This window comes from Bacteroides hominis (assembly GCF_033042785.2).
GTDB classification, from domain to species: Bacteria; Bacteroidota; Bacteroidia; order Bacteroidales; family Bacteroidaceae; genus Bacteroides; species Bacteroides hominis.
The window spans coordinates 1,725,746-1,752,188 of the sequence record NZ_CP178829.1; the positions used below are offsets into that span (position 1 = coordinate 1,725,746).

Annotated in this window: 24 protein-coding genes and 2 pseudogenes; 6 read left to right on the forward strand and 20 right to left on the reverse strand. The window is 39.3% G+C overall.

Annotation, left to right across the window (positions count from 1 at the left end; all coding sequences use genetic code 11):
• On the forward strand, positions 1-1,581 hold the full coding sequence (locus R3O62_RS07275) for a glycoside hydrolase 43 family protein (RefSeq protein WP_193683225.1): 1,581 nt from the start codon (positions 1-3) through the stop codon (positions 1,579-1,581).
• Between the two features lie 247 nt (positions 1,582-1,828).
• Here the strand turns inward: R3O62_RS07275 and R3O62_RS07280 are convergent, their stop codons facing one another.
• From R3O62_RS07280 to R3O62_RS07295, 4 genes are all read right to left on the reverse strand, one after another.
• Positions 1,829-2,005 carry a DUF4250 domain-containing protein gene (locus R3O62_RS07280; protein WP_005778593.1) on the reverse strand — a complete coding sequence of 59 codons (177 nt, stop codon included), beginning with the start codon at positions 2,003-2,005 and terminating at the stop codon, positions 1,829-1,831.
• 95 nt (positions 2,006-2,100) lie between these two features.
• Positions 2,101-3,324, reverse strand: coding sequence for a hypothetical protein (locus tag R3O62_RS07285; protein WP_317472412.1), 1,224 nt, complete (start codon positions 3,322-3,324; stop codon positions 2,101-2,103).
• A gap of 33 nt (positions 3,325-3,357) precedes the next feature.
• Positions 3,358-5,697 carry a TonB-dependent receptor gene (locus R3O62_RS07290; RefSeq protein ID WP_317472411.1) on the reverse strand — a complete coding sequence of 780 codons (2,340 nt, stop codon included), beginning with the start codon at positions 5,695-5,697 and terminating at the stop codon, positions 3,358-3,360.
• A 12-nt stretch (positions 5,698-5,709) separates the two neighbouring features.
• Positions 5,710-6,525, reverse strand: coding sequence for a class I SAM-dependent methyltransferase (locus R3O62_RS07295; RefSeq protein ID WP_032540269.1), 816 nt, complete (start codon positions 6,523-6,525; stop codon positions 5,710-5,712).
• Positions 6,526-6,713: 188 nt separating this feature from the next.
• Here R3O62_RS07295 and R3O62_RS07300 point away from each other — a divergent pair, with 188 nt between their 5' ends.
• Complete coding sequence (locus R3O62_RS07300) at positions 6,714-7,721, forward strand: helix-turn-helix transcriptional regulator (RefSeq protein ID WP_032540268.1); 1,008 nt, start codon at positions 6,714-6,716, stop codon at positions 7,719-7,721.
• A gap of 156 nt (positions 7,722-7,877) precedes the next feature.
• Here the strand turns inward: R3O62_RS07300 and R3O62_RS07305 are convergent, their stop codons facing one another.
• The 12 genes from R3O62_RS07305 to R3O62_RS07360 form a co-directional block, all read right to left on the reverse strand.
• Positions 7,878-8,612, reverse strand: coding sequence for a class I SAM-dependent methyltransferase (locus tag R3O62_RS07305; protein ID WP_005810607.1), 735 nt, complete (start codon positions 8,610-8,612; stop codon positions 7,878-7,880).
• A gap of 991 nt (positions 8,613-9,603) precedes the next feature.
• Positions 9,604-10,380 carry a retron system putative HNH endonuclease gene (locus R3O62_RS07310; RefSeq protein ID WP_032540267.1) on the reverse strand — a complete coding sequence of 259 codons (777 nt, stop codon included), beginning with the start codon at positions 10,378-10,380 and terminating at the stop codon, positions 9,604-9,606.
• Entirely contained in the window at positions 10,364-12,118 is a 1,755-nt protein-coding gene (locus R3O62_RS07315; protein ID WP_137570002.1) for an AAA family ATPase, read from the reverse strand. Before R3O62_RS07315 ends, R3O62_RS07310 begins: the two co-directional genes overlap by 17 nt.
• A gap of 2 nt (positions 12,119-12,120) precedes the next feature.
• Positions 12,121-13,296 carry a DNA adenine methylase gene (locus tag R3O62_RS07320; protein ID WP_032540265.1) on the reverse strand — a complete coding sequence of 392 codons (1,176 nt, stop codon included), beginning with the start codon at positions 13,294-13,296 and terminating at the stop codon, positions 12,121-12,123.
• A 135-nt stretch (positions 13,297-13,431) separates the two neighbouring features.
• A complete protein-coding gene (locus R3O62_RS07325; protein ID WP_032540264.1) occupies positions 13,432-14,346 on the reverse strand; it encodes a DUF5712 family protein in 915 nt (304 codons plus the stop codon).
• 4 nt (positions 14,347-14,350) lie between these two features.
• Complete coding sequence (locus tag R3O62_RS07330) at positions 14,351-14,935, reverse strand: BfmA/BtgA family mobilization protein (protein WP_032540263.1); 585 nt, start codon at positions 14,933-14,935, stop codon at positions 14,351-14,353.
• Between the two features lie 284 nt (positions 14,936-15,219).
• On the reverse strand, positions 15,220-15,552 hold the full coding sequence (locus tag R3O62_RS07335; RefSeq protein WP_317472410.1) for a helix-turn-helix domain-containing protein: 333 nt from the start codon (positions 15,550-15,552) through the stop codon (positions 15,220-15,222).
• A 129-nt stretch (positions 15,553-15,681) separates the two neighbouring features.
• Positions 15,682-16,113 (reverse strand): RteC domain-containing protein, encoded by a 432-nt coding sequence (locus R3O62_RS07340; protein WP_080715581.1) that lies wholly within the window; start codon positions 16,111-16,113, stop codon positions 15,682-15,684.
• Positions 16,070-16,351: a hypothetical protein gene (locus tag R3O62_RS07345; protein WP_032540261.1), complete on the reverse strand. Its 282-nt coding sequence runs from the start codon at positions 16,349-16,351 to the stop codon at positions 16,070-16,072. Before R3O62_RS07345 ends, R3O62_RS07340 begins: the two co-directional genes overlap by 44 nt.
• A 66-nt stretch (positions 16,352-16,417) precedes the next feature.
• Positions 16,418-17,068, reverse strand: coding sequence for an HAD family hydrolase (locus tag R3O62_RS07350; RefSeq protein ID WP_032539620.1), 651 nt, complete (start codon positions 17,066-17,068; stop codon positions 16,418-16,420).
• Positions 17,065-17,670, reverse strand: coding sequence for a sugar O-acetyltransferase (locus R3O62_RS07355; RefSeq protein WP_032539619.1), 606 nt, complete (start codon positions 17,668-17,670; stop codon positions 17,065-17,067). Before R3O62_RS07355 ends, R3O62_RS07350 begins: the two co-directional genes overlap by 4 nt.
• Positions 17,671-17,681: 11 nt before the next feature.
• A complete protein-coding gene (locus R3O62_RS07360) occupies positions 17,682-18,176 on the reverse strand; it encodes a nitroreductase family protein (protein ID WP_317472469.1) in 495 nt (164 codons plus the stop codon).
• Between the two features lie 348 nt (positions 18,177-18,524).
• On the opposite strand from R3O62_RS07360, the pseudogene R3O62_RS07365 reads away from it, so the two are divergent.
• From R3O62_RS07365 to R3O62_RS07380, 4 genes and pseudogenes are all read left to right on the forward strand, one after another.
• Positions 18,525-18,829 (forward strand): annotated as a pseudogene (locus tag R3O62_RS07365) (DNA-binding protein).
• The gene (locus tag R3O62_RS07370) at positions 18,826-19,095 is read left to right on the forward strand and encodes a hypothetical protein (RefSeq protein ID WP_317472409.1); all 270 of its coding nucleotides are present in this window, start codon (positions 18,826-18,828) and stop codon (positions 19,093-19,095) included. Before R3O62_RS07365 ends, R3O62_RS07370 begins: the two are co-directional and overlap by 4 nt.
• Before the next feature lie 129 nt (positions 19,096-19,224).
• Positions 19,225-20,130 carry an IS982 family transposase gene (locus R3O62_RS07375; protein WP_317472408.1) on the forward strand — a complete coding sequence of 302 codons (906 nt, stop codon included), beginning with the start codon at positions 19,225-19,227 and terminating at the stop codon, positions 20,128-20,130.
• Positions 20,131-20,367: 237 nt separating this feature from the next.
• Positions 20,368-22,464: a hypothetical protein gene (locus tag R3O62_RS07380; protein ID WP_317472407.1), complete on the forward strand. Its 2,097-nt coding sequence runs from the start codon at positions 20,368-20,370 to the stop codon at positions 22,462-22,464.
• A 299-nt stretch (positions 22,465-22,763) separates the two neighbouring features.
• On the opposite strand, the pseudogene mobA reads toward R3O62_RS07380, so the two are convergent.
• The 4 genes and pseudogenes from mobA to R3O62_RS07400 form a co-directional block, all read right to left on the reverse strand.
• Positions 22,764-23,198: pseudogene (mobA, locus tag R3O62_RS07385) on the reverse strand (conjugal transfer protein MobA).
• A gap of 695 nt (positions 23,199-23,893) precedes the next feature.
• Positions 23,894-24,133, reverse strand: coding sequence for a hypothetical protein (locus tag R3O62_RS07390; protein WP_250710244.1), 240 nt, complete (start codon positions 24,131-24,133; stop codon positions 23,894-23,896).
• Positions 24,134-24,258: 125 nt separating this feature from the next.
• Positions 24,259-24,477: a hypothetical protein gene (locus R3O62_RS07395; protein WP_250710245.1), complete on the reverse strand. Its 219-nt coding sequence runs from the start codon at positions 24,475-24,477 to the stop codon at positions 24,259-24,261.
• A gap of 69 nt (positions 24,478-24,546) precedes the next feature.
• Positions 24,547-26,400, reverse strand: a complete 1,854-nt coding sequence (locus R3O62_RS07400) for a ParB/RepB/Spo0J family partition protein (protein ID WP_317472405.1) — start codon at positions 26,398-26,400, stop codon at positions 24,547-24,549.
• Positions 26,401-26,443: the final 43 nt, after the last annotated feature.

Genomic DNA, 26,443 nt, shown 5'->3' on the forward strand with positions numbered 1-26,443 from the left:
ATGAAAAGAGTTTTTTATATTATGATCGCATTGGTGCTGCCTTTTTGCAGTGTCGGTGCACAAACTTCGGTGTGGAACCCGGATAATGGAAACGGGACATTTACAAATCCTATAATGTGGGGAGACTGGCCTGATCCCGATGTCATTCGAGTAGGGGATGATTTTTATTTTGTTTCTACCAGTATGCACTATGTTCCCGGTTGCCCTATTGCTACCTCAAAGGATCTTGTAAACTGGGAGATGGCCGGATATGCGGTAGAGCGTTATGATGAGCATCCCTGCTATGATTTAAAAGGGGGTGACCGTTATCTTCGGGGATCGTGGGCGGCTACCATTCGTCATCACAATGGTAAGTTTTATGTGGGCTTCTGCACCCCTTCATGGGAGGGGGAAGGTCCCGGACACTTCTCAATCTGTATTGCCGATGATGTGAAAGGTCCTTGGGAGCGTACAATCTTTCCTGAATATCTGTACGATCCCGGATTACTGTTTGATGATGACGGAAAAGTTTATGTCGTCCACGGACAGGGTACGCTTTATGTCACGGAGCTGAATGCGGATGCCAAATCTGTGAAAGGAGAAAAAGTGAAAATCTGGGAAAAGAGGTTCAAGAACGCTCACGAGTTTGGAGGAGGATATGGTATGGAAGGTGCACACGTCTATAAGATAAACGGGAAGTATTATATCACTTGCCCGGCAGGCGGAACCGAAGGCTGGCAGATTTGTTTGCGTTCCGACAATATCTATGGTCCTTACGAACATAAATTAATTATGAATGATTGTAGCTCTTATCCTCCCAACGGTTTGCATCAGGGAGGGATGGTACAGCTTAAGAATGGTGATTGGTGGTTTATCATTATGCAGGACAGAGGGCCCATCGGACGTGTTCCCCATCTGGTTCCTGTAGAGTGGGTAGACGGATGGCCCATGTTGGGGCGAAATGGTAAAGATGCCATTACGTATCCGAAACCGGAAGTAGGTAAAGCATATCCGTTTGCTTCTCCTGCTACAACGGACGAATTTAATACTCCCGTACTCGGGCTGCAATGGCAGTGGAATCATAATCCGGACAATACCCGATGGTCCTTGAAGGAACGGAAAGGCTACATGAGGCTGAAAGCTTCATATGCCGACTCATTGAAAACAGCTCGTAATACATTGACACAGCGTGTGCAGGGGCCTTCGTCCGAGGCAACGGTCGAAATCGACGTGTCCGGACTAAAGGATGGAAATGTGGCAGGATTTGGAATTTTCGAGTTTCCTTATGCCTATGTCGGTGTGGAACAGTCGGAGGGTATAAAAAGAATCGTGATGTGTAATGACGGTAAGAATATTGAGGTCATCGACAACTTTACGGGAAATAAATTGTGGGTACGTGCCCGTGTGATGGATGTGAACTTCCGTGCTACTTTCTATTATAGCCTTGATGGGAAAACATTCATTCCGATAGGTAATGATCTTAATATGGGGCTTGGGCTGGTCTGGACAGCCAATCGCTTTGCTTTATTTAATTTTACCAGAAATAAAGCCGGTGAAGACGGATATGCCGACTTTAACTGGTTCCGTTTTACCAATAAATAAGAATCAATTATTGGGTTGAGAATAGAGATATAAAAAGAGGTGTATCGAAACTCGTATTCACCACAGGTTACACAGGATTTACACAAATAAATATCTTAGCTATCGATAGATTAAGCTCGTTCTGTGGAACTCTGTGGTGAATTATGTTTTCCCCGTCTTGTATTCCGATCTACTATCCGAAGCATTTATTATCCACCGGACATAAGAATTACAAGGTTACGGGAATTAAAGCAGGGGGATGCCTGTTTTACCAAAATTTATTCTGTTCGGCATTGTATTCAAATCCGGCCGATCCCAGTTTGCCAATCAGTGTTTCTTTATTGACATTCATATCGTCACATAGTTCATCGAGCGATTTGTAACAATCGCGGAGTTTCATGTTGATGACGCTGAACAACATCATCGGGTCTTCTGGAAGTTCCATAATCATTCTTTTTTAAACGGCTGCAAAGATACGGTAACTCTGTTTATTCTGCAAGAAGAGCCCTTGTTTATTAGAACCATGAAAGGCATCGGTCTTTATTTATCAAAATAGTGGCATAATATCGGATTACCTACTGTGGTCAATATGGGTTCTTTAGACACCTCACCTGTCTGTATGTCCAGAGAGTAGATACCTTTCGCTTTAGTCGAAGAGTTACCTATCAGCACAGTTCCTTTGTAGAGGGCAAGCATGACTCCGAAACCATTGGAAAGGTCGAGTCCCTTGATCTTTTTCATGGACCGGTCGTATAGGTTTATTTCTACAGCGAGATCGGCGATGGCGGTATGTCCTTGTTCTCCGGGCTTGTAGTAACCGGGCATATTGATATAAGCATATGCTTTTCCATTGTTTACATACCGGATGGCAGAGATAAATCCCGCAGTTTTTTCTTCTCCGCTGATGTCAGCTCCCGTAATGGTCCAGCGATACGTTGGGTCGAACTCAGTCTCTCCTGCCTTGATACGCAATATTCCGGCATTATGACCTTTGACCATGCCAAAGGCACCGACACACGAAATATAGATATCCTTTTTTTCATCCATGAAGATTGAATAGCGGTCAATCGGACGGGTAGGCATGGAGATACCACTGGTTTTGTCTGTAATCATTTTCAGTAGTTTATCCGTTTGAGTGTCTATAATGGCAATGTCGCTGTATGGACGGTCCTGTGGAGGAACCCATCCGCCCACCATCTGGCTGAGGCCTACGTATAAAAGTCCGTCGCGCAACAACATGGCAGAGGGGTCCGGATTATTGTCGGACACTCCGAGAGAAGACAGATCGATCTCTCCCTTCTGGACCATGGTGATAGGGTTGAAAATAGCGATCCTGCCCAGTCCTGCCATAGATAGGTAGGCTTTTTCAGCAGAAGCGAAAACAATATTGGTGGCCGAAGAGTTGGGAGGCAATTTCATTGTTCCTGTCTTTGATAACCGGCCGTTGACTCTTGTGTATTTCACCAGTTCGTTTTTACTGTCACCCATGTATCCCGGGAATACAAAGATGTCGTTTCCTTCAATAATCGGATATGCTCCTCCGTAGGGAATGGGAATTCCGTTGTTATTGTTGGTGTTCTGCGGAAATTCATCACGGATCAGCTGCAGGTAAGCGGCTCCCGTCATACCATCGGGGTTGGGCAGAATAGTTGCCAGGGCGATGTTAGCATTGTCGGCCGGGACTTTAGGGTCAGGATCCTTTTCGCATGCCGAAAATACAAGTGCAGCACCGGCAAGTGCCAGTGTCAGATTTCTAATCTTCATAGTTCTCTTGGTTTTTTAATAAATAATCTTGTTTCATTTCAATACATATCTCAGCCTTACTCCCCAATTGCGTCCGGGTAGAGGACGGTTGAATTCGGACATCATCCGGGCATTAGTCAGATTGTTTATCCGTGCTGTGATGATGAACCGTCCGTTCATGAAGCTATGCTCTATTCCGACGTTGGCAGAGAAGGTGCGTGGTATTCTTCGCTCTTGGAACCGGCTTTGTTCAAAGTCGTAGAAATACTCTTCAACGAAAGAACCGTCCGTAAAGATGCGGGTATTCTGCATTTTGCTTCCGAATAGATTTTCTTTATGAAATTCCAGTCCGGCGTTTGCCAGAAGATAGGGGATGTTAGGCATCCGGCTACCTTTGGTCGGGTTGGGGACATGAGTGTTCGGTTCGAACTTTCGTACATCCCGCAAATCCTGGTAGGTCATGTTGCAGTAGCCGTAAAGCCAGTGGGTAAGGTCCGCTTTCACCTCTACTTCTGCTCCCAAAGTGCGCATTTTCCCGAAATTCTGGTATTGCGATTGCAGATAACCTCCGGTAAACCGTATCATATTCTCGAGATACCCATAAAAAGTGTTCAACTCCAGTTGAAGATTACTGGCAGACTTTCTGGTACGGTCGAACAGGAACCCCAGATTGATGCTTGTGTTCCGTTCCGGGAGCAGATTTCCGGAAGGAGCGACTGCATATCCATCGCCCAAAAGTTCACTTTCGGCAGGCAGGCGTACGTCATATCCAACCGAAAACTTACCCATGAAGTCCGGAGTGAATCTGTAACGGAGGGCATTGCTGATACCGAAATCCCGTTTCAGCATGTCTACTTTTTCTGCTTCCGATGACATAATGCTGCTCATGTGAGTATTCATGCCGTATGTATAATACTTCACGTTAAGTGAGTTCAGGAAAATATCATTGTTCGTGCGGAAATCGTATCCTATTCCGGCAATCCAACTCATCATCGTACTTTTGAAGTTGGTTTTATAACCGACAACTTTGTCCTTCAGGTCATCCTTAGGATGTCCGGAGGCATAACTGAACAGTGAGTTGAAGTTAACAGAATGGTTGTTGTTGATAACGTAGTTCAGGTGTAACTTGTGGGTGATTGTATGTTTCTCGTTTCTGGCGTTTGAAGCCCATTTGCCTATTTCCCCTCCATATTCGGATACGGCGGGGTAAGTGGTACCGTCCCAATTGTACCGATATGCGGCGGTATCCACCATATGAAATACCGTATAAGCATAGGCCAGATTCGATTCCATATCGAGCCCCTCGACAAGAAAGTTTTCTTTCTCCAACTTGTTGGCAAAGAGGAAAGCGTCAGAGTAAGTGTGGGCTTTTTCAATATTATATTCGATTCCTTGGATTTCTTTGAAAGTGTGCATAAAGACAGGTTCAAACTCAATCAGGTCGAACCACCATTTACGTGCTTTCAGACTACCTGCAACAGCTAACTTTTTAAATTTATCGTGGTTGCGTTTAATGACAAGCCCCTCTTCGAAGGGAGATTCCATCTTATAGTTGTTGTCAGAATAGGTATAGAATCCCCCGCCTCCGAATTCCAGTCCTTTAGAAGCAATATTCCGTTTGGTTACCAGTGAAAGCTTGTGGGTATTGAAACTTTCGATGCTGTAGCTGGCATCGAGGTACTTGGGCGGATACTCCCTGATGACAATGTTTACAGCTCCGCCTACGGACGATCCGCCAAACCTTGCGGGTACCACTCCTTTGTAGATTTCAATTCGGTCGATCATCTCCACGGGTATGTCATTAATGTCGATGAAGTCCGAATTATCATTCATCGGGCTTCCGTCAATGAAGAAACCGATTCGTTTCCCCTCCAGACCGCGTACCGATACCCGGGACGCACTGCCTACACCTCCTGTGTTACGGATGGTTACACCTACGGTTTTCGACAGGACATCTTGCACATTACTGACCGTTCCCTGTAGTTGTTGCATGCTGATTACCGACATAGGCATGGCCTGCTCGCGCAGTTGGCGGGCTTCACTTTTGGCTGTGATGACAACTTCACCCAGTGACTGAGCTTCCGGTTCCAGGCGGATAACCAGCTTTTTACCTTTGGTATTCGGAATCGTTATTTCCTCTTTCCGGGTGTGATATCCCATAAATGAAAAAGTGACCGAATAACGTCCCGCAGGAGCTTCGATGAGGAACTCCCCGTTTTTATCCGCCGAGACGCCTTTCTTCAGTGCTTCTATATATATGTTGGCACCCGGGAGTATTTCCTCGTCATTGGTGTCGATGATGACTCCGCTCAGTTTGCCCGGTTGTGTTTGGGCCGGGAGGCCGCTGCACAGTGAGAGCAGAGTGATGATGAAAACACAGATTTTATTTCTCATATCCTGTTCTCCTTATTTAGATGATTGTTGTTGGAACTTCATATGTACTATCCGGGATGATTTCCGTAAAGATGGGAATAGTGGGAGCATCACTTTGAAGAACAGAGGCCATCGTTTTTTTAAGCGGTCCATATATAGGTATTCCTTAATCACGTGTAGTCCCGGATACCAGTCTTCCATATCATATACGTTGTCTGTTCCCCATCGGAATGGTGCGTTATACTTCTTTACGTCCGGATGCCATTTGTAGTTCCGGGCTGTCCATGTATTAATTACGTCGAATGCCATTTCCGCATGATGGAAGCGTTGTCCGATCCGGTAAATTAACTCTCTGATATCTTCTTCTTTGAAGTACATCATCACTCCTTCCGATATGATCAGCAGAGGAAGACCTCTGGGAACAGAGTTCATCCATGAATCATCGAACATCGACCGGGCGATCATTTTATAATTATCCGTTTCCTTGAAGAAAAGTTTTCGTAACCCGATGGATTCTTCTACGTCGATGTCTAACCAAAGGCAATTTTGCAATGGAAGTCTTTTGCAGCGTGCATCCAGTCCGCATCCCAGATTTACGACGGTAGCTCCCTTAGGGTGTTTCGACAGGAAGTCGAGGATGATTTCGTCCAATACGAGGGTACGGGCAATTGTGCCCACCTGCGAACCTTCCGAAACTTTGTCTTTCGAAGAACTTGCCAGTTCGATTCGGTGGAGTATATCTATGGCATAAGGGTCTTTGATAGCGCCGTTGGGTTTTACTGTCTCTATAGCCCTTATTCGCAAGGTTATAAACAGAGTTTCGGGAACTCCTGATAAATTTACTTTCATGTTTAGTTTCTGCTTTTATATTTCCGGTTGTTGTTTATTATTCGTGGAGAATTACCTATTAATGGGGATTGTGCCGATAGGTGGCTTATTGTAATTTTGTATCTACTCTCCAATTGGAGACAAAAGTAGAGCCTTACCGGCTTTTACTGCTTACGCGAAAAGGAACTTGACTTTAACTTAAAGGAATAATGATGGCAACTCGGTTAATGAAACATGATTTGCATGAAATGATGCTGGAATGGCCCGTACAGAATCTGGCGGGAGAGAGCCGGACAGAAAGAAATAGTTATCGGATTGACAATGGGTATCTGAAAGCGACATTCGAAGAAATATGTACTCCGTTTTTTTCGATTATGGAACATCATATATCATGTGAGGAGTCCATTGAGATGTATGCACAGGCCGATGAATATCATGCTGTTTGGTTTTGTGCCGCCTTAGCCGGACACGTCACTTGCTTTTATGACCCTATTACCCGGAGTGAGGAGTGGAACAAAGGAGATGCCAATCTCCTGCAATGTGATGGGATAGACTCATGCGTCTGTTTCCCTAAGCATACGCCGTTTCACATGATGGAGATTATGCTTTCCAACGATTATATCCGTGAACTTGCCGGACAATATCCCGATCTGTTTGGTAATGAAGATATCGAAACTATTTTTTGTGATAGACTCTACAGGGCATATCGGACAAATCGCCCTTTTTGTACCGGTATTTATAAAGCGTTGAGTGATATTAAGCTTTCACAGCTGAATGGGAATATGGCACTTATGTATGTGGATGCCAAGATTAGGGAAATTCTTTCGCTTTTTCTCGCACGGCGGGGAGGAGAGGAGTGTCTTCATTGTTCGTGTTCTGTCGGGATAGAGTGTGATAAGATGCATCATGCCAAGGCCATTATTGAGCAGGAGTATCTCAATCCCCCTTCGCTTCATCGGTTGGCATTGCGGGTAGGTACCAACGAATGTACTTTAAAACGAGGTTTCAAAACGGTATTTGGTACCACCGTGTTCGGCCATATCTTTGATTATCGTATGGAGATGGCCTGTCGTTATCTGCTGGATAGCAGTAAGACGATACAAGAGATCGGGGCATGTGTCGGTTATGAATATCATGCCCATTTCTCTACGGCCTTCAAACGGAAGTTCGGACTGACCCCTCTGGAATACAGGTGCAGCCGTTTGGGCGCCTCCTGAGGTAACGACGGGATTGTCGTCCGACGGAATAAATGGTAAAAGCGTTTGAGAAAAACTTCCTTTATCAGCAGATTTACACGATAATATCATTGGGATAAATCCGTATATGAAGTCTGGTCTATGAAAGTTTGCGCAGGTTTTGCTCCCTTTGCTTGTTCAGACTTTGACGGCAGAAACAGCCAGCATCATAGGCCGTCTCAATTCTTCTTCCATATCCTTGATCTTTTGCAGCATCTCTTTAGTCGGTTGAGGCTCTATCACATTGGTTATGGTAAATCCGGCCTGCAATAGTCCCTGCAATATGGAAGTTAAAGTATGATGGAATTTCACTACCGTTTCTCCCAAGAAAGAGGTTTCCCGGTATCCTTCAGTGAAATAATGATCTACCGGCCAGTGCTGTGCGGTTCCTGCTGTGTTGTAAAACCAATCTTCGGTTCCATGTGCCGTAAATATCGGATGTTCCATTGTAAACACGAATGTTCCTCCTTGGGCTAATGTACGGTACACCTTTCGGAATATCTCTTCTAAATTTTCAATGTAGTGTAAAGCCAGTGAACTGACAACTACATCAAAGCGATTCGACGGATAATCATAGTCTTCTATCCCTATCCGGTGATATTCTATTTTGTCGGACTCCTTCTTTTTTTCAGCCTCTTGTAGCATTTTCTCAGACAAATCAATACCAACCACATGGCTTGCTCCTTTAGAAGCTGCATACATGCAGTGCCATCCATAGCCACATCCCAAATCAAGTGTCCGTTTCCCTTCAAAATCAGGTAATATCTTTTCCAGTGTCGGCCATTCTCCCGCACCTTTCAACCCTTCTTTTGAGCGTAGCATCTCGCCATATTTCTCAAAGAAGGATTCTTTATCGTAAACATTCTCCTTCATAAATTATTAATCGTTTCTGTTTATACATCTTGCCCTGCATTTCACCTATGCATTAACCGCTGAAGGGGCAAAAGTACGAAAGATAATCTGCTGATTATCGGAATAGATCGTATTTTTGTGCCGATATCCACTTTGCTTTTCTTTGATCCTGAGAATTTTCTATAAAGTTATTAACAGGATAAATTGTTGATATATAGGTGGTATCTCTTTTTAAATAGGCTTTGTGAACAACTTCATAGAGAGTCGTTGCCTGCTTTGAGACATCTTTTTGGATTCGTTGTTGGTGGAAACTTGTCAATGGCTTTAAATACACTCATAGCGAAGTTAGATACTAAATCCAGAAGCACTTCGACTAAAGTTCTTTTCATCCCTTTGGAAAGTAGCTTTCTTCATCTGACTTTCTTCATCTTAGCAGCTGAGATTTACATCTTAGCCGCTAAGATATAGATCTTGGCTGTCAAGATGCACATCTCGGCTGCTAAGATGAACTTAAATTACTTTCTTTCTCTGTTTCTCATTTAATGCTTTAGCACTTTGGAACGGGTAGTATCTTATTTAAGAACTTGCTTCTTAGCTTCCTTTTCACTACAGAGTATACAGAGAGAATCCCTTTTATTTTTCTTATTGAACAGCTTTTGAACGAAGTTATTAACAGGATAATTATCTGGCTATCTGTGGTTTGTTTTGTAGTAAGCAGGTTTTATGAACAGGTGTGAATAAGGAACTTGTTGATAACTGGGAGAGGGGTATTAATCAAACAGCCTCAGAATTGATTCTGAGGCTGTTTGAGTGATCCGCCTGGGATTCTCTTGACAGAGTTACCACGCTGATATTTAAAACTTTATATTTTTAGTTTCAAGCATATCCCATGATTTAACCCACTGATTTGCTACGTGCTTTTGCGGTAGTTTGCTCATGGAGAATACTAGGTGCAAAGATAAACATATTTGTTGATTTATCAAATTTCGAGAGCATATAGGCATTATAATTATTATAAAGTAGTAATAGCCTCTTTTACTACATCATTTAACCAATTGTGTCCAATTGCAAAATTACGAAAAGCCAAAAATTCATTATCATTATCATTGGCTTCATTAACAAAACGTCTGACCAATATATTTATAGCCTGCTTTTGTTCTTCTGGAGTTGAATTATGAACAAGCTCTGAAATTATTTCTCTCTTAAATTTATCAATAATTTTTTTTCTACTATCATTTAAATATTTACGGTCTATTCTACATGTTTCTATTGTATATTTATAATCTTCGTTATCAGAAGTTATTTTCCCATCTCTTTCAAATATCAAGTAAGGACTTGGATCTGATTGCTCTGGATTTATTAACTTTGGTTGCTCTTGAAGATTATATTTGTTGGATGATATAGTATTGATGCTTTTTAAATTTTTTGTACTAGGGCATTTAGCTCGCTTTCCTTTTATTGCGAAGTTTATGCCTTTATAATTATTGCAATAGTGGCACGCTAATAAAAGATTATCCCAACTATATGCTAACCAGTAGTAAATTTGCTTAGGTCTAAAATGTTCAATATGATATTGTTCAACCTTTTGTTCGCAAAAAGCACATTTGTTGTTATATATAAGCACTAATCTATCTCTAATATCATCAGTTTTATATCGATCATTGTAAGGTGCTTCATTAATATAATGTTTCTTTGCTATTAGTTCTAATCTCCTTTGGTGTGTTAACTTATCATCACCAATAACTAGTGATGGTGGTATTACTGCTAAGTCTTTATTGATCTTCTTCATTTTGATATTCTTCTAAAATGCTATCTATCAAAGAGTCAATTTCGTTCTCACTAATAAAATTCTTACCTTTTTCTTTTTGTTCTTGTAACTTTGAAATAAGTTTCTTGTTTATTTTATACAATAAATAAGTGTCGTTAGTATCGGAATTATTATCATCTGTGTCTAATCTGGAATCTTCCAATCCAAACAGAGAAGAAGTTACTAAAGTATTCATCATGAGATGATCTAAGTCCTTTCTATAATAGGGTTCACTCACTTTTGTTATGCCGTTCACTCTATATGTTCTAAATATAATAGAATCGTCTGATGCACCTTGAATAATTGTAGGGCTGTGCGTCGTAAATATGAACTGTATATTTGGAAATATATTTCGTAACTTACTAACAATTATTCTTTGCCATTTTAAATGCAAATGTTGATCTATTTCATCGACTAAAACAACACCTTTCGTTTTGAATATATCGTCGCTATTATTTTTATATAAACGATACAACAAATCACAGACAAAAATAATGATACTCCTATATCCTTCTGATAATTGATCTATACCTAGGAAACATCCTTTTTCCTCAAAAAAAACCTTACTCCCTTCAATGTGAGTTTTAACGTTTCTTTCGAGTAAATTAAATAGAATGTCTTCTAATTGTTTAGTTGCAACTTTTATTTTTAGCTTATTTTCTTCAGCTTGTTCCTCTTCCAATTTTAGATTTTTCAGCCATTGCTCTGGGCTATTTAGTGTAAGATCATTATTGAATAATGACATGAAACCATATTTTTCAGAAGGATCAGCATTATATCTTCCGCGATGTGTACCATAAGCATAAAGATTATCAAGATATATTGCATTAGAAATATTATATTGATGCCCCCACTCATCAATACCATATAGATCGCTATTATTATCCAATATATCGGATGCAATTCCTGTATCCCGCTTTTCAGTTTTATATTTGATATAATTTCCGTTAAAAGCAAGATATATTGCCATTATTATAAGTGACTTTCCGTCACCATTTTCTCCAAGAAAATATATTTCTTTTGATTTTTCTAGGTCAATATCTACTGGCTCTTTTATTGATAGAAAATTCCTGATATGTAATTCTTTAACATAGCACGCATTAAAGCTATATCCTTCAAGCCATGTTTTGAATTGATCAAAAGTTAAACTTAAAGCTTTATGAAATTCATTTTTCTCACATATACTATAAAACTCATCATTCGAGAGTTCTTTGTTTGTAAATCTAGAAAACCTTTCTAATAATACTTTTTTAAATAATTTTCCAACTTTAGGATTATAATATGCAACGGAGAAGTCATAAGGTACTTCATTTTTTCTCCTATTTGTCGGTTCTGTTGCTTCTGCAACCACTAAAGCACTGCGAATATTAGTAAGCTGTTTGTCTTTAGAATCAATATAAAAGACACCTTTCATGTTATCTTTTGAATACTTAGTTGCAAAGTCTTTTACAACCCCTCCATGAGTAAAGATCAGAGCTAGTAATGAAAATATTTTCTTTTCTATTGGATATTTTTGAATTTCAATCCAATAATCAGGAATTGGATCATCTAGAGAGTTGATACCAAGAAATGAACGCAAAATTCTTTCATTAATTTTTGCTTCCTTATTCTTATATTTCTGTATAGTATCAACACTATATATAACATCTAATGCTTGGACTATATCATATTTAGTCCATGATGTCCTTAGTTCTGTAAAATCTATCTGAATAGAATCCATGATTATACTTTTTTATAAGATATAATAAGCTCATTCACATCTAATTGGTTTTCATCAGAGCGTCCCATTTTGCTGTGAATATATTCCCTTGATTGTAAATCGCATTTATATCCTTTTCCCAAGACTGAACTCCCAATGTTTAATATTTCTTCTTGACTAATCATTCCATTATTGCTGTAGCTTAGGACTAAATGGGATTCCCTATTTTTAACCCCTTCAAATAATAATTTGAAAGCATTTCTCACCTCTTTCTTCTTATCAAAAGGGGATTGATGCCGATCATCCCTATACCGACCTTTATACTTTATAATGGGGTGGTCATATCGGACTAAAGTTTCTATAGCATGATAAAACCTTGAGTAATGAACCGTGCTATATGGTGGGTCTGCATAAACGATAGAATTTTTTTCTATTACTCGAAGACAATCCATATAGTCTAGTGATGTTACTTTATATTCAAAATTAGTTTCTATATTTAATGTGGAAATTAACTCTTCAAATTTTTTAGAAAACAAATTCCATATATTTTTATGACGATATATTAAAATATCATTCATATTAGATTCAGTAACATCTCGATATTGCGCAAAATGACCTGTACTTTGTGATGCATAAGACATTGAAAAGATTAAGGATGATAATATTGCATAATACGAAGGTGTACCAATATAATCTTCTGCTATTGCTCTAATAGAATCTATCCATACACATTGTTCAAATGACCAATATGTACCAGAATAATATTTTGTGAATAGGTTAAAACCTATTCCAAAATCAAAACTAATCAGTTCTTGTTGAGCTTTCTCAAGTTGCTGTAACTCTTTATAGTTGGTGATTTGGGTATAATTAAATTCTAATTGAGGATATCGTTCTTTGAACTCTGCGACTAAAAAACAAACACGTTTCTCAATCTCCTGTATTTGTAGAGGCGGAATTAAACGATTTAGATTTAGCAAATACGTATTACTAAATATGGCTGAGTATTGCTGTATATCGTTTGCATGTATATTATATTCGTCTTTTAAAGATGCGGAAATTATAGATGTTCCTGAAAATAAGTCACATAGCCATTCGGAATTCACATTTAGATTTTGAATTGATTCTGTTACATATTCCAATATTTCTCTTTTGGCTCCCATATATTTGATTAAATGGGGTATATTTTGACTATTAATCATAAACGTAAGTTAATTCTATTTCAATTATATGCAAATATAGAGAAAGTTTTCCGCTTTCTCGCTGGATTTGAGATTTTATGTATGCAAAATATAGTATCTCTCCTTATAATACTTTTAAAATTTGAACAGATACTTTTACCGTTTGGGCTTTCTCTGTTTTCTCTTTTTGGGTTTAGGCATTTGCTCTTCTAATGTAGAACTCAATGTAAAGTCTACTCCCAATGAAAAGATAGATAACAAGGAATCACCGCCATTGTTGTTTTGTTGATTGTTAGAATGTTTGTTTTCCATCTTGCTATCAAGATTGCAACAAATATTGTTTTCTTTTTCAGTGGATTGGAATATATCTTTTTTCTTTTCACCAGTAAAAGTTTGCGTCTGTAATTCAAGTTGTGAAGAGATAGAATCGTTTTTCATTGTGTTGTGGTAGTTAAACGATTCGTAATGTTGGCGGTCGTAACCAAAGAGTTTATCAAAGCCCTGTTCCGCTTGTTGGAACAGGTTCACACGGTCAAAACCTCCTTTGATTATCCCGTTCTTGGTATTCTTATGATTGGTAAGTGGTGATAGCTTTTTTTTATTGGCTTGGTCTTTTCGGCTCACAATCAAATGACAGTGAATATTTAGTTTATTATCAGAACAACTACGGTCAAAATGAATCTTGCCATAGAACTTTATATCCGATGCTGATAGTCCTTTGTTGAAGTTCTTGGCATATTCAGGGATAAATACCTCACGAATATAGCGTTTCATCGCTTCGGCTTGTTCCTGTTCGGTGTTACCCATTGCCCAAAGCTCACTTTCCGATGGGTTGACATGGATAGCGTAAAATTTAGCATCTGTTTTCAGCAGTTGCCCGATATTACTGTCTATTTCCTTTATCAAAACCGATTTATAGATATTATCCTTCGTCAGATTAAAAAATCCATCGGTATAGATTCCCTTTTCTATACGCTCCAAATCTTCATGTTCCATGTAACTTGCCAGTTGTCGGCTACTTCCTGTATTGCTGTATGTCCTTTTTGAGGGTGGAGCAAAATCTATGTGCATAAGCCTATGTATTTATCAGGTTTGTAATCTCTACTTTTAGGTTTTCTTTCCGTTTGCTATCCATCACACCACAAGCGGAGAGTTCAGAATATAGTTGTATCAGGTGGAGTAGCTTCTTATAGTTCCGTTGATGTATCTGATAGAGTGTCGAAAGTTGTTTGCCCTGCTGATTGATTACATCGGCATGATTGCAGAACTGTTCACTCAATTTTTTCAGTACAGCTGTTTGTCTCTTCTGGTTAGCTTCCAGTTGGGAGAGTATAAGAGTTTCCAAAGTTTTGCCGATAGCATCGAAGCGCAAAGCGATAGAATTAGTTGCCCGTATCATGGGATTCAGTTGCTCTTCCTCGTAGTGTCGGATGAAGCGGATAATATCATCCTGCCTCTTATTTATTTTCGCCAGTTCCGATTTTACGGATTCAGGTGCTTCGGAAGGGTTGATATGTGCCTTTTCAATATACCCGAATGCCAACTTTACAACTTCGCTCTTTTTCAGTGAATAGCGTTTGCATATCTTCTCTACCAAAGCTGCCGTTTCCTTGTCTATGGAAATGGTAGTGAAAATCGTTTTTCGACTGTTATTTAGCATGATAATTACTTTTTTATAGAAATATGAATAGATAAATGCCTGATAATAAGTGTTGAAAAGAAAATGCTTATTACTGGTGTCATTACAACGTGTTCTTGTAACACGCTAAAGCCGAAGGCTTTGCCCCGCAGGGCAAGAGGGAAGAACAGGACTTGTCCAGTTCCCTCTTGCTCGATTTAGTGAAACGGGCTGAACCGATAGGTGAAGCAGTTTCTGTTAAATCGAGGTGACAACACAAAGAAATAGCCCGCACACAGGCTTCTTCCTTCTACTGCATTTTGCTATCAGGGCTGATTTGTCAACTGATTGTCTTTTGCAAACCGTTTGTAGGTTTGGGAATCGGCACGTTCACGAACAAAAGCTCGAATATCTACAGCCCGATAATAGGTTTTCCTTCCGATAGTGAAATAAGGAAGTTGATTATTTACTCTATAGCGTTGAAGAGTTCGGAAAGATACTTCCAGGAGAAAAGCTAAATCCTGATTATCAAGAATCTTCTCATTATCATCTAGTACTGTATCAGTATTGATAAGAGATTTCAAATCTTGTCCGATTACGGTGAGCTTTTTAGATAGCTTTTCCATCCACTTCTCAAAGTTTTCATTGTCTATATACATTTTGCTTCATTTTTTAGTTCAACATTATTATTTTCAATCGATTGATGAAGCAAAGTACGGTAAATGGATGCAAATAAGTTAGGGGTGTAGTATATCTACTCCCCTAACAATTGTTGGTAAGTTCTTGATTTATAGATAGCCTTTCTTTTTACTTTCTTCGGCAATAGCTTTGCGAAGTGTATCTAAAAATTCAGTTACTTTAGATGGCTTGCGCTTTATGACGCTTTCGTGTTTCTTGTGAACATCTCCTAATTTGATATTAAAGAGGTGTTCAAATGCTCTCCCAATTTCTGTTAATGGTGATTTTGTTCCGGCATGGGTTACTACTCTTTGTGATAGGAATAGTCCACTAATCAACTCCATGATTTCAACTAGATTGGTATTGTCGGTCAAATAGAGTGGTGAAGGTGGAAGGCTGCTTATTCTATTTTGAAATTGGCTGGGGTACTGAATTTTTAGATTCAGCAGTTCCATTTCTGCGGTAATAGTAGCCTGTACCTTTTGTATGAACAGCTTTTTAAGCGCATTTTTCCCCCTGCCCGTAAAGAGGTATTGTTTCAAGTAAAGCTATCTCGATACGGGTAGCTGCAAGAATTCGATAAGTAGTTGAATAATCATTTCCATTACTTATAGTTCTAATCTGTTCAACAAATTCGCCATAGGCTTCTTGCATTTCATTATTAGTTACTTCTTGTGAGGTTTCAGAGAATAGTCCGAACATCCTCATGTTTAACAATACATTCATAAGCATAATTTTAATGGTAAGTATTATATAGAAAGACTTAACGTCTGATTTCATGCTTTTATATTACCAATAAATATCCATTATGCCAGAAAATACTAAAATCAATCTACGAATATGAATCTAAACTAAATGAGCTTCTTTCTTTAGAAAAGAATGAAGTGATTTGATAGAACTAAACACATATCCTTGATTTTCCTTTTCTAATTTCTTCATTTTTGAGAGTGAGGCTATCCATGCAGCAGATAAGCATTGTATTCCAACTTTACTACAAGCGGTAATATCGGAAAATTCATCTCCAACATATACCATTTCTGCTGGTTGGGTATTATATTTTGATATTAGTTCCGTCATTGATTCCGCTTTTGTGTTTCTATCTGGCGATCCGATTGAAATACTATCAAAAAGAGCTTCCATTTCAAAATGGTGAAGCGTAATATCACAACTCCTTTGACCTTTACCTGTTATTAAAGATACAATAATTGAGTTCTTCTTCAATTCTGTTATCAATTCTCTTATCCCCGCAAATGGTTGAATGTAGACTGTGTGCATTTCTTTGTATTTCACATAAAAATCAATCAGAGCTTTTTCCCAATCTTCTGAAACGACCTCTTTAATCATTCCCTCTTCATTAAGTCCGAATGTTTTCACAATATCATCTTCTGACAATATTTTTGATGCATAGGGAGATACTGCCTGCTTAAAGGCTTCGATACACATTGGGATTGTATCGGCAATTGTACCATCCAAATCAAAAGCGACCAATTTTATCATAGTTTCTTAGTTTGATTGATTTGACGTATCACTTTACATGGATTTCCAATGGCTAAACTATTTGCCGGAATATCTTTTGTAACAACACTACCTGCTCCAATTACACTACCGTACCCAATTGTTATTCCGGGAAGGATTATTACACCTCCACCAATCCAGCATCCATCCTCAATTGTAATAGGCAAAGCGTAAGTGCGGCGAACTCGTTTTATTCCATCTTCTGTTTCAACAGGCGCTAGCCGTTCATCTAAATCAATAGGGTGAGTTGCTGTATAAAGCTGAACATTAGGGGCAATAAGAACATTACTTCCGATAGTGATTTTATTACAATCCACAAAGGTACAACCGGTATTTACAGTGACATTATCTCCTATATGTATATTGCAGCCATAATCACAAATAAATGGACTGGCAACCGAAACTTTCATTCCGATACTACCTAGCATCTTTTTTAGCAAGCTGTTTTTTTCTTCTTTATTCTCATAAGGTAATGAATTATATTTCATCAATAACTTATGTGTTCGGGGCTTTAAATCCAAGAAAACTTGGTTATGACAATCATACCATTCACCAGCCAGACATTTTTCCATTTCTGTTTTCATAATTGTTACGTTTATAAGATTGAAACTATTTCGGTTATATCTTTTCGTTTAGATGATTTTTCAGGTGGTTGTTTTACATAACCTAATGAAATAATTGCCACAGGGTACATATTGGGAGATAAATGAAGATTATCCTTTAGCATATCAGGATCGAAATTACATACCCAGCAGCTACCTAATCCTTGTTCTGCTGCGGCTAAACAAATATGTTCAGTCGCTATTGCTGCATCAATATCTGCATGGTTCTTATTGTCTGATTTTCTCACCCAAGAAATTGAATTGTCAGCACAAACTACAATATAGAGTGGAGCTTCGGTAAACCATTCACGTGGATAAGATTGTTGAATCAGTAGTTTGGGTTTATTACTTTTTACGACAAAAAAGTGCCAAGGTTGATAGTTTACAGCAGAAGGAGCAAAACGGGCACATTCTAAAATGTAGTCGAGTTTTGCTTGCTCAATCATATCAGAAGAGTAGTTTCGCCTATAGAAACAAAGAGTTTTGATGTAACTTCTTGATTTGTATTATTTTATAGAAATATTTAAAGATGCAGGTAACGATTTGGTAGCAAAAGTCTTGCTTTCAGTTACATTGCTTTGCATAATTTCAAATAACTATGTACAAATATAGTGAATAGTTGTAATATAACCAAATTTATTCAGATATATTTCACATATAATATTGGTTATTAATATCTTAGACAATATTTGCGCATAACTCTCTTCCCATTGGAATAACCAGAATTGCCCTCTGACTATTTTTGTACCCCTTTGTCGGTTGCTCAACGGTTGAGAATCAATGACCTCACAACAACTCTGTAATATTGCACCATAAACGATAAAAACAAGGTCAATATGAATAACAGAAAAGTCGTACTGGATGCCAGAGTTACCCATCTGTTGGGCACTATCTTTGCCAGAGTGAACAGGATTGAGAAACTGCTCTCACCCAGTTTCGAAAACCTGCCGGACAGTAAGATTCTGGATTCAAAGAAGTCCGCCTGCTGACCAAGATGTTCGACAGGACACTTTTAAAGCGTCGTAATGACGGTGCGTTACTCTTTCACCGCGACAAAGGAAAGATTTACTACCGCGGCTCGGACGCACTGTGTGCCATGTTACAGGAAAAGGAAGAACACTCTAAAAATAAAAGATTATGAGAAAGATACTCAATATTGAAAGCAGTTCGTTGGCTGCGCTCGTGAGAAGTTACAAAAGGTTCCTCAACATGCTGGTCATGTTGCAAAATATCTGTGAGGACAACAGTATAGAATTGTCCATGTTGCCGGATGAGGTATGTGAATTGATAGGACTTAAACCAGCTGTAATAGAGAAACAGCATCTGAACGGACATCTGCGCTTTGCGGAAGAGGAAAACGGCACAAGGCATTACTCAATCATGGATATAATTAATCTAAAGGATTAGATTGACAGCAAGAGAATAAATAACGTGAGTTCGAAATAAGAATAAATATATTTCACTTATAATTAGAAACATAGCGATAAAAGTATTAAATTTATAGTGCTGAATTATAACATTTAAACGATTACCACTATGTTTCCAGAGTCTAAAGTTACAGAGATTTATTGTATGGCCGATGATTTTTGCAAGGAATTTACATTGCAACAGGAAAAATATATGATTAAGGATAAGAAGACCATGCATCGTAACAAACCCAACTGTATGAGTGATGCAGAGATTATGGTTATTCTAATCCTGTTTCACTCCGGTGGTTTCCGTTGTTTCAAGCATTACTACAAGGAGTATGTCTGTAAACATCTGAAACACCTTTTTCCTCGTCAGGTTTCTTATAACCGTTTTGTGGAACTGGAGAAGGAAGTATTGCTTCCCATGACCATATTCATCAAAAAAGTACTGCTGGGAACTTGTACCGGCATCAGTTTCGTTGATTCCACTCCCTTATGTGTATGTCGTAACCAAAGAATCTTGATTCATAAGACATTTGAAGGGCTTGCCGAGCGTGGAAGATGTTCTATGGGATGGTTCTTCGGATTCAAGCTGCATCTGATAATCAATGACAAAGGAGAGATCCTCAATTTCATGTTCACGCCTGGAAACGTGGATGACCGGGAACCGTTGAAACAGGGTAAGTTTCTGGAAAACATCAAAGGAAAACTATGTGCAGACAAGGGATATATAGATCAGGCTCTGTTTGAAAACCTTTTCCTTAATGGCATACAGCTTGTTACTAAAGTTAAAAATAATATGAGGAACTCACTGATGAGTATTGCCGACAAGATTTTGCTAAGAAAAAAAGCCTTGATTGAAACGGTCAATGACGAACTGAAGAACATCGCACAGATTGAACACTCAAGACATAGTTCATTCAGTAACTTTATAGCCAACTCCTTGTCGGCTATCGCGGCATACTGCTTTTTTGAAAAGAAGCCCGCCATTGACGTAAATTTTGTCAATGACGGACAGCTTGCTATTTTTTGATTTTATTTCGAACTCACGTTAAATAGGTAGATAGAGGATTTCATTTGAGGACGATATATAGAAGTAAAATTACATGGTTAATAATTAGGTATTTCACTGAATGTCAGCCTATTTTATAGCCTTTTCTTTGTTATAAACTAAAAAATGATTATGCGTATTCTAACTTATGAATTGTAATATCCTAAAAAAGTTTTTGTAGATTTGCAATAAATAAACTATCGTTCAACAGATTATGCCATGAATAATGAAAAAATAATAGCTAAAAGTAATATCGCTAATAAAATTAGGAACACAAGTTTATCCCGAAAACAGGGATTGATGCCTCTGTTTGAATTGATAAGTAATTCTATACATTCTATTTTTGAACGTAGAAAGGCACATTTGCTGGGTGACGATGAAAGTGGAAAGATTCTAATTACTTTAATAAGAAATGGACAGCCTGAGACTTTAGCTTCTATTCCTGATAATGACGATTATCCAATAAAAGACATTATTGTGGAAGATAATGGAATTGGACTTAATGAAGATAATTTAATTTCCTTTACAGAAGCTGATTCTGATCACAAATTAGAAATTGGCGGAAAGGGGGTGGGACGTTTTGTTTGTCTGAAAGCATTTAAGTGGTTGGAAATTGTTAGTACCTTCTCTGAAAATGGAATATTCAAACAGAGAGGATTATCTCTTAAAAACACAAAACAAGGGTTTGAAAATTACCAGGAAACCGATGCGACTATTCACAGATATCAAACAATATGTACTTTACATGACTTTGCATTGGAGTTCCAGAGAAATACTACAAAAAAAATAATTGAAATAGCAGATGCCATTATTACCCATTTTCAGTTATATTTTATAACTAATCAAATGCCACATATCGTTATTCGAAATCAAAATAATGATCAGATAGACCTAAACAATAGATATGCCGGTTCATTTAGAAACAAAGTTCAAGACGATGAATTTGTAATAGGAGATGATGTTTTTAAAGTTTATTTGTCAGAATCAAACTCTTCAAAAAGCCATAGGTTACACTTTTGTGCCCACAATAGAAGTGTAATAGAAGAGTGGTTAGGGAAAAAAATTATTGAATTAGGTAAAAAACCGATATCGGATAATGGCACTGAACCTTTTTATTATGCTGCCTTTATTGTTAGTGATTTATTAGATAACTCTGTAAATAATGAAAGAACGAACTTTGACTTTCCAATAAATGAAGCGGAAGATGAAGATAGTGATGAAATCTTTGATTCTACAGAAATTTCTTTATCGAAAATACGACGCCATGCAATAAAAACGATTGAAAACCTGATTTCAGATTATATAAATGAGGTCAGAACTTTGAAAGTAGAAACATATCGTACAGTGATAGAGGCTGAATTACCTCAATATAGAGCTGTATTAAATAGAAAAACTGAGAATATTAAGAAACTGCAAGCTGGTTTGTCTAAACAAAGCTTAGATATAGAGTTATATAAGATAGAATCAGAATGGAAAACAGAAGTTAAAAAACAAGGAATTGAACTGATTGAAAAGAAAAAAGACATTACAAATTTGGATGAGTATCATAAACTATACGAAGGATATCTAACAGAACTCAATGATATTGGTCAATCGGAATTAGCCAGGTATATAATCCATAGAAAATCAGTTATTGATTTATTAGATTTTCTAATTAGTAAAGAAGGAGATCATGATAAATATGCCAATGAAGATCTTGTTCATAGTCTTTTTTTTCCTATTCGGACTACCTCTGATATTATCCCATATAACAAACAGAATTTGTGGATGATTGACGAAAAATTGTCATATCATACATATTTAGCATCTGATAAAACTTTCAATGCCATGGAAAATATAGAAGTTTCAGAAAATCCTGATGACAGACCGGATATGTTGATATTCTCTAATGCTTTTGCTTTTGCGACAGAAAAGGAAGCTCCTTATAATGCAATTACTATAATCGAATTTAAAAAGCCTGAAAGAAATAATTATATAGATAATGATGAAGCAAAAAATCCTATTGACCAAGTCGAACGTTATGTGGAGGACTTATTAGGAGGCAAAATTACTAACCGTAAAGGTAGAACTATTATTATAACAAAAGATACTCCTTTCTATATTTATATAATAAGTGATTTAACCCCAACATTGGTAAAGATTTTAGAGAGAAGAGATTTCTATAAAACTCCTGATGGACAAGGCTATTATACATTTAAATCCAGAAGATACAATGGATATATAGAAGTAATGTCTTTCGAAAAAGTAAAAAATGATGCAAGAAAGCGTAATCAAATATTATTTGATAAATTGGGACTTCCATTAGAAGTCAAATAAAGATATTAATATTTGTATTATAGTCTATAAGACAAGGGCACAAACGGCAGTCTGGATTTATCCAGGTGCCGTCCGTGTCTTTGTCTTTTTTTTATGGATCTTTGCGGCAAACTGCGGAAGTGAAGCTTGCGCAGCTTCCAGGGGGACCGCAATGTGCCATGGGGGAAGCGTTACGATATTTCTTGGGTATCCTTTGCCGGCATTATAATTTTCATGGACGGTACATGTCTTGCTTGTTGTAGCTGGTCGGGGACAATGTCACGATGCCAATTTTCCTTTATGTATTCGGTACCATGATGTTATCCCTTTTTAGTAAGATACTCCTTTTCGTACCGCTTTGTCAGTTCGATAACCTGCCTGCATACTTCTTCCAGTTTACGGGTTTCTTCGGCAAGTTTGTAGAGAAACGCAAGCGATTTCTTTTCTCCATAAATGGTATAAATGACCTTTACACATTGGTTATAGTTATTCCCGATACGGCGGAACTGCTGATAGAAAGCGGTGAGCTGGGCATAGTATTCCTGCGCTTCCTTGTTAATTTTCACCACCTTGAACTCTCAACCGAAGATACGGGCGAAGATAAATTCGGCCTTGTTCTTCATGCCGGACTGTTCGAACATAGTGAGAAACTTCTCGTTCTCACTGTCATTGAGACAAAGGTAGTAGCGGTGCGTACGCGGGTCTGCCAGCACCTTGCGCCCTGCGGCGTTACGGATTCTTGTTTCATCTTTCATAACATGAAAATTTTAAAAGGTTCGACTTGGGAGAACCTTTGCCTCCGAAAGACCTTTCGGGCGAGACTTTCAGTGGGTAGAAATATTTTCAACCGCTGAAAGTACACCTCGCTGTATGCTGACGCATATTAAAATCCGGCTGTGCCGGATTAAAGGTCTGAAGGATTGTCTTACGTTCTCTGCCGAGAACGGGCTGCGTTCTCCCGGCGACAAAGGTAGGGAGTTTTTTCTATCCGCACATTATGGCGGTTCCCGCCAACACCCGCCAATGAATGACTTTGAAATCAGGGAATACTTTATGGATACTCTTTTAAGGCTTATTTATAGCCGGACAGTTATTCAATTATCCGTTTGAATAAGTAAATGGTCTGGTATTTGAATTGCTGTTCAGGCAATTATTAAGATAGCTACCCGAATAAGCAGGCAAATATCCGGCCGAATGGATATATGATTATATGGATATGTGGGCTGCCGTTTGAATATGCACATAGCTACATAGCTATTTAGCTATGTAGCTGAATAGATAGATAGCTATATAGCTAACCGGATAAACAGACAACAGAACGGATAACTGAAAAAATAAACGGCTATTCATCTGGTTATCAATAAATCTTTTATTATCGTATTAGTGGAAAAATACTATAAGAATTATCTGATTTTTTAAGAGAGAGTATTCAGGTGTGGAGTGTGGCAGGTCATTCCACCGGCTCGCCGCCATAGTGAAGGCGGCAGATGTCTTCGTGGATTTCACACATGATATGCATCTGCATCCGCTTGCTGATATGGCGGCTTTGGGAACGCATGAACAGACGGTTCTCTATCAGACTGCAAAACTTCGTACCCTCCCTGCCTACAATGCAGACAATCTGATTCTCAAGGAAAAAATCCCTGTCGGTGGAATACTCCACATTAGGGGCTGTTCTTATATACTTCATATACCGGTATTTTAAAAGGTTTTACGGTGGCGGTGTGGGTGGGGTCATCCGGCCCTGCCCTCTGTTCCCTTGGGGGCGGTGAAAAAGATGCGCCGGATGTTGTTTCCGGCACATGGTCATTCTTATCAGGGAAACAGTTCATTGACATTCTTTCCCGACAATCGGACAAGCAGACTTTCGTATTTGTCGTATTGCTTGTTGAATTCATCTTGATACTTGATACAGTATGTCCCGTTTTGGGTCATGAGTTGTTCGGGCAGTTTCCCGTATTTGTCTATCAGTTCCTTCTCTGCAAGAGAACATGCACATTCTTTGATTATGCATAAAATATCTTCTTTGTCCATAATGTTTGAGGATATTGTATTGGAAAAAGAGGGGGGAAAGGGAATTTTCCCTCCCCCCCCGGTTCTTATTCAAGCGGCTTTCTCGTTATTAGGTACGTGGCAGTCCGTCTGCTTTTCCGCTTTCTTGGCTGCTTTCTTTTCCGCTTTCTTCATTTCCTTTATCCTTTCCTCCAAACGTTCATGCCGTTTCTGATATTCCTCCTCGTGGGTGGCTCTGGCAAGTCCGTACCGGTCGGGGAAGTGCATGTTTGCGAAGTCCCTCAACAGCTTGGATGCGTTGTTGTCTCCGTAGCCGTTCTCACAAAGGAAGTGGCTGATGAAGTCCCGTTTGATTACCGTCTTTTGTGCGTCCGTCAATTGGGCAACGATTTTCATCCGCTGTTTCTCGTCCAATGCGAAAGGCTGGTCCTTGATGCCGAAAAGCGGGAAATGTCTCCTTTGAAGTTGGGCAAGCATGGCGAAATAAACCATACCGTCCTCGTACTGCGTGAACGGGCTTTCGGGATAGTCGTTCTCACGGACAATCTTCTTCGTGTCGGCAACGGTCTTTTCGATGGAAAGCTGTTTGAAACGCTTGTCCCTTTCCTGCAATGTCCCGATAGTGACGGGGGCGGTTTCCTTCCTGTTTATCTCCACGTAACAGAGTTCGGGTTCTGTCTGTCCTACCCTTACATAGGTCTTTATCCTGCCTTCCTCCTTCATGCGGCCAAGTTCCTCCACCTTTCGGGCGTATTCCTCGTTTCTGCGCTCAAATGTCTGCACCGCCTGTTCGTACTCTTTCGTTTGGGTGAACTGCTCTTTCTTCGGTGCTTCGGGTGCTTTGGGGAATTCCCTTGCCGATACGTTGTAGTCAAGTTCCTTGATTTCATGCCCTTTCTTGTCCAATTTCTGTAGTGCCATATCGTTACGGCTTCCGTAGTAAGGGCGTGCGACAACCAATTTCGGATCGGATTTCAAAAGTTTCTCCGTCTCTTTTGCCACATGGGCGGCATTCTTGGCTTCCAGACACTTGCGGTTGGTACAGTGTCCGCATCCGTTATGTTCGGCAAAGAGATTGTAATTGGCTGCGTTGTGTACGCATGCCTTGCATTCCGTCTTGTCGAACTTGTATTGCTCAAGGTCGGTGGTATAGTATTTCTCAAAGTACCTTTTGAAGAGATTCAGTGTATATCCCGTCCAGTCCTCACCGTTACCCTCTTTGAGGTGCTTCTCGTAAACGTCCTTTTGGATATCGGGTTCATAGGTGCTTATTTCCTCGGCTACGCTGATAGTGATTGTTTCATTATCCAACAATTCACCGATAGGCGCATAGAGTTCGTTCAGTTTCAATCGGGTATAGATATACTTCTCGCTTCGTCCGAAACGTCCCGCCAAAGAATAAATATCATACCGTCCCTTTTCAAGCAACCGCTTGAAGGCTCTCGCTTCTTCGGTGGGGCGTACCTGCTCACGCTGCAAATTCTCGCTTAACGACATGTCTTCCGCTTCATCGTCCGTTACATTATTATATACGGCTGCCTTTATGGTCTTTGCTCCTGCAAGCAGTGAGGCACGGTAACGGCGTTCGCCGTAAATGATTTCATAACCGCCCTCAGTGCGTGGGCGTACCGCAATGGCCTGCAAGACTCCCACTTCCCGAATGCTTTCCGCAAGTTCCTGCAATGATGCGTCATTGAACGTCTTGCGGTGGTTGTCCCTGCTTGGGTGTACGGTGGCAATGTCAAGGTCTGTCTCGGCTGTGGCCGTTGCAAGCGGTGTCTTGAACGTGGCCTGTTGCGGTGCTTCTTCCGTAGCCGTGGGCACGTCCTGCGGTGTGAGTAGCGTCATCGGCTTCGGGATGATTGCCAAAGCGGTCACCTTTACTGCATTTTCTTTCTCTGATTTCTGTACGCTGTTCTTCTGTACTTTCTTGTTCGTCTTCATAATGATAAGTTTTTGAATGTTGATAATTAATTGAATTGCCGTT

Excerpts from the sequence above, each read along its gene's own strand:
- R3O62_RS07280 (WP_005778593.1), bottom strand. The coding sequence starts at position 2,005 with ATGGAACTTCCAGAAGACCCGATGATGTTGTTCAGCGTCATCAACATG.
- R3O62_RS07390 (WP_250710244.1), bottom strand. The coding sequence starts at position 24,133 with ATGAAGTATATAAGAACAGCCCCTAATGTGGAGTATTCCACCGACAGG.
- R3O62_RS07295 (WP_032540269.1), bottom strand. The coding sequence starts at position 6,525 with ATGAAAGTAAATTTATCAGGAGTTCCCGAAACTCTGTTTATAACCTTG.
- R3O62_RS07275 (WP_193683225.1), top strand. The coding sequence starts at position 1 with ATGAAAAGAGTTTTTTATATTATGATCGCATTGGTGCTGCCTTTTTGC.
- R3O62_RS07290 (WP_317472411.1), bottom strand. The coding sequence starts at position 5,697 with ATGAGAAATAAAATCTGTGTTTTCATCATCACTCTGCTCTCACTGTGC.
- R3O62_RS07395 (WP_250710245.1), bottom strand. The coding sequence starts at position 24,477 with ATGGACAAAGAAGATATTTTATGCATAATCAAAGAATGTGCATGTTCT.
- R3O62_RS07345 (WP_032540261.1), bottom strand. The coding sequence starts at position 16,351 with ATGAAATCAGACGTTAAGTCTTTCTATATAATACTTACCATTAAAATT.
- R3O62_RS07400 (WP_317472405.1), bottom strand. The coding sequence starts at position 26,400 with ATGAAGACGAACAAGAAAGTACAGAAGAACAGCGTACAGAAATCAGAG.
- R3O62_RS07325 (WP_032540264.1), bottom strand. The coding sequence starts at position 14,346 with ATGCACATAGATTTTGCTCCACCCTCAAAAAGGACATACAGCAATACA.
- R3O62_RS07375 (WP_317472408.1), top strand. The coding sequence starts at position 19,225 with ATGTTTCCAGAGTCTAAAGTTACAGAGATTTATTGTATGGCCGATGAT.
- R3O62_RS07335 (WP_317472410.1), bottom strand. The coding sequence starts at position 15,552 with ATGTATATAGACAATGAAAACTTTGAGAAGTGGATGGAAAAGCTATCT.
- R3O62_RS07305 (WP_005810607.1), bottom strand. The coding sequence starts at position 8,612 with ATGAAGGAGAATGTTTACGATAAAGAATCCTTCTTTGAGAAATATGGC.
- R3O62_RS07285 (WP_317472412.1), bottom strand. The coding sequence starts at position 3,324 with ATGAAGATTAGAAATCTGACACTGGCACTTGCCGGTGCTGCACTTGTA.
- R3O62_RS07350 (WP_032539620.1), bottom strand. The coding sequence starts at position 17,068 with ATGATAAAATTGGTCGCTTTTGATTTGGATGGTACAATTGCCGATACA.
- R3O62_RS07370 (WP_317472409.1), top strand. The coding sequence starts at position 18,826 with ATGAGAAAGATACTCAATATTGAAAGCAGTTCGTTGGCTGCGCTCGTG.
- R3O62_RS07310 (WP_032540267.1), bottom strand. The coding sequence starts at position 10,380 with ATGAAGAAGATCAATAAAGACTTAGCAGTAATACCACCATCACTAGTT.
- R3O62_RS07355 (WP_032539619.1), bottom strand. The coding sequence starts at position 17,670 with ATGAAAACAGAAATGGAAAAATGTCTGGCTGGTGAATGGTATGATTGT.
- R3O62_RS07320 (WP_032540265.1), bottom strand. The coding sequence starts at position 13,296 with ATGATTAATAGTCAAAATATACCCCATTTAATCAAATATATGGGAGCC.
- R3O62_RS07380 (WP_317472407.1), top strand. The coding sequence starts at position 20,368 with ATGAATAATGAAAAAATAATAGCTAAAAGTAATATCGCTAATAAAATT.
- R3O62_RS07300 (WP_032540268.1), top strand. The coding sequence starts at position 6,714 with ATGATGGCAACTCGGTTAATGAAACATGATTTGCATGAAATGATGCTG.
- R3O62_RS07315 (WP_137570002.1), bottom strand. The coding sequence starts at position 12,118 with ATGGATTCTATTCAGATAGATTTTACAGAACTAAGGACATCATGGACT.
- R3O62_RS07330 (WP_032540263.1), bottom strand. The coding sequence starts at position 14,935 with ATGCTAAATAACAGTCGAAAAACGATTTTCACTACCATTTCCATAGAC.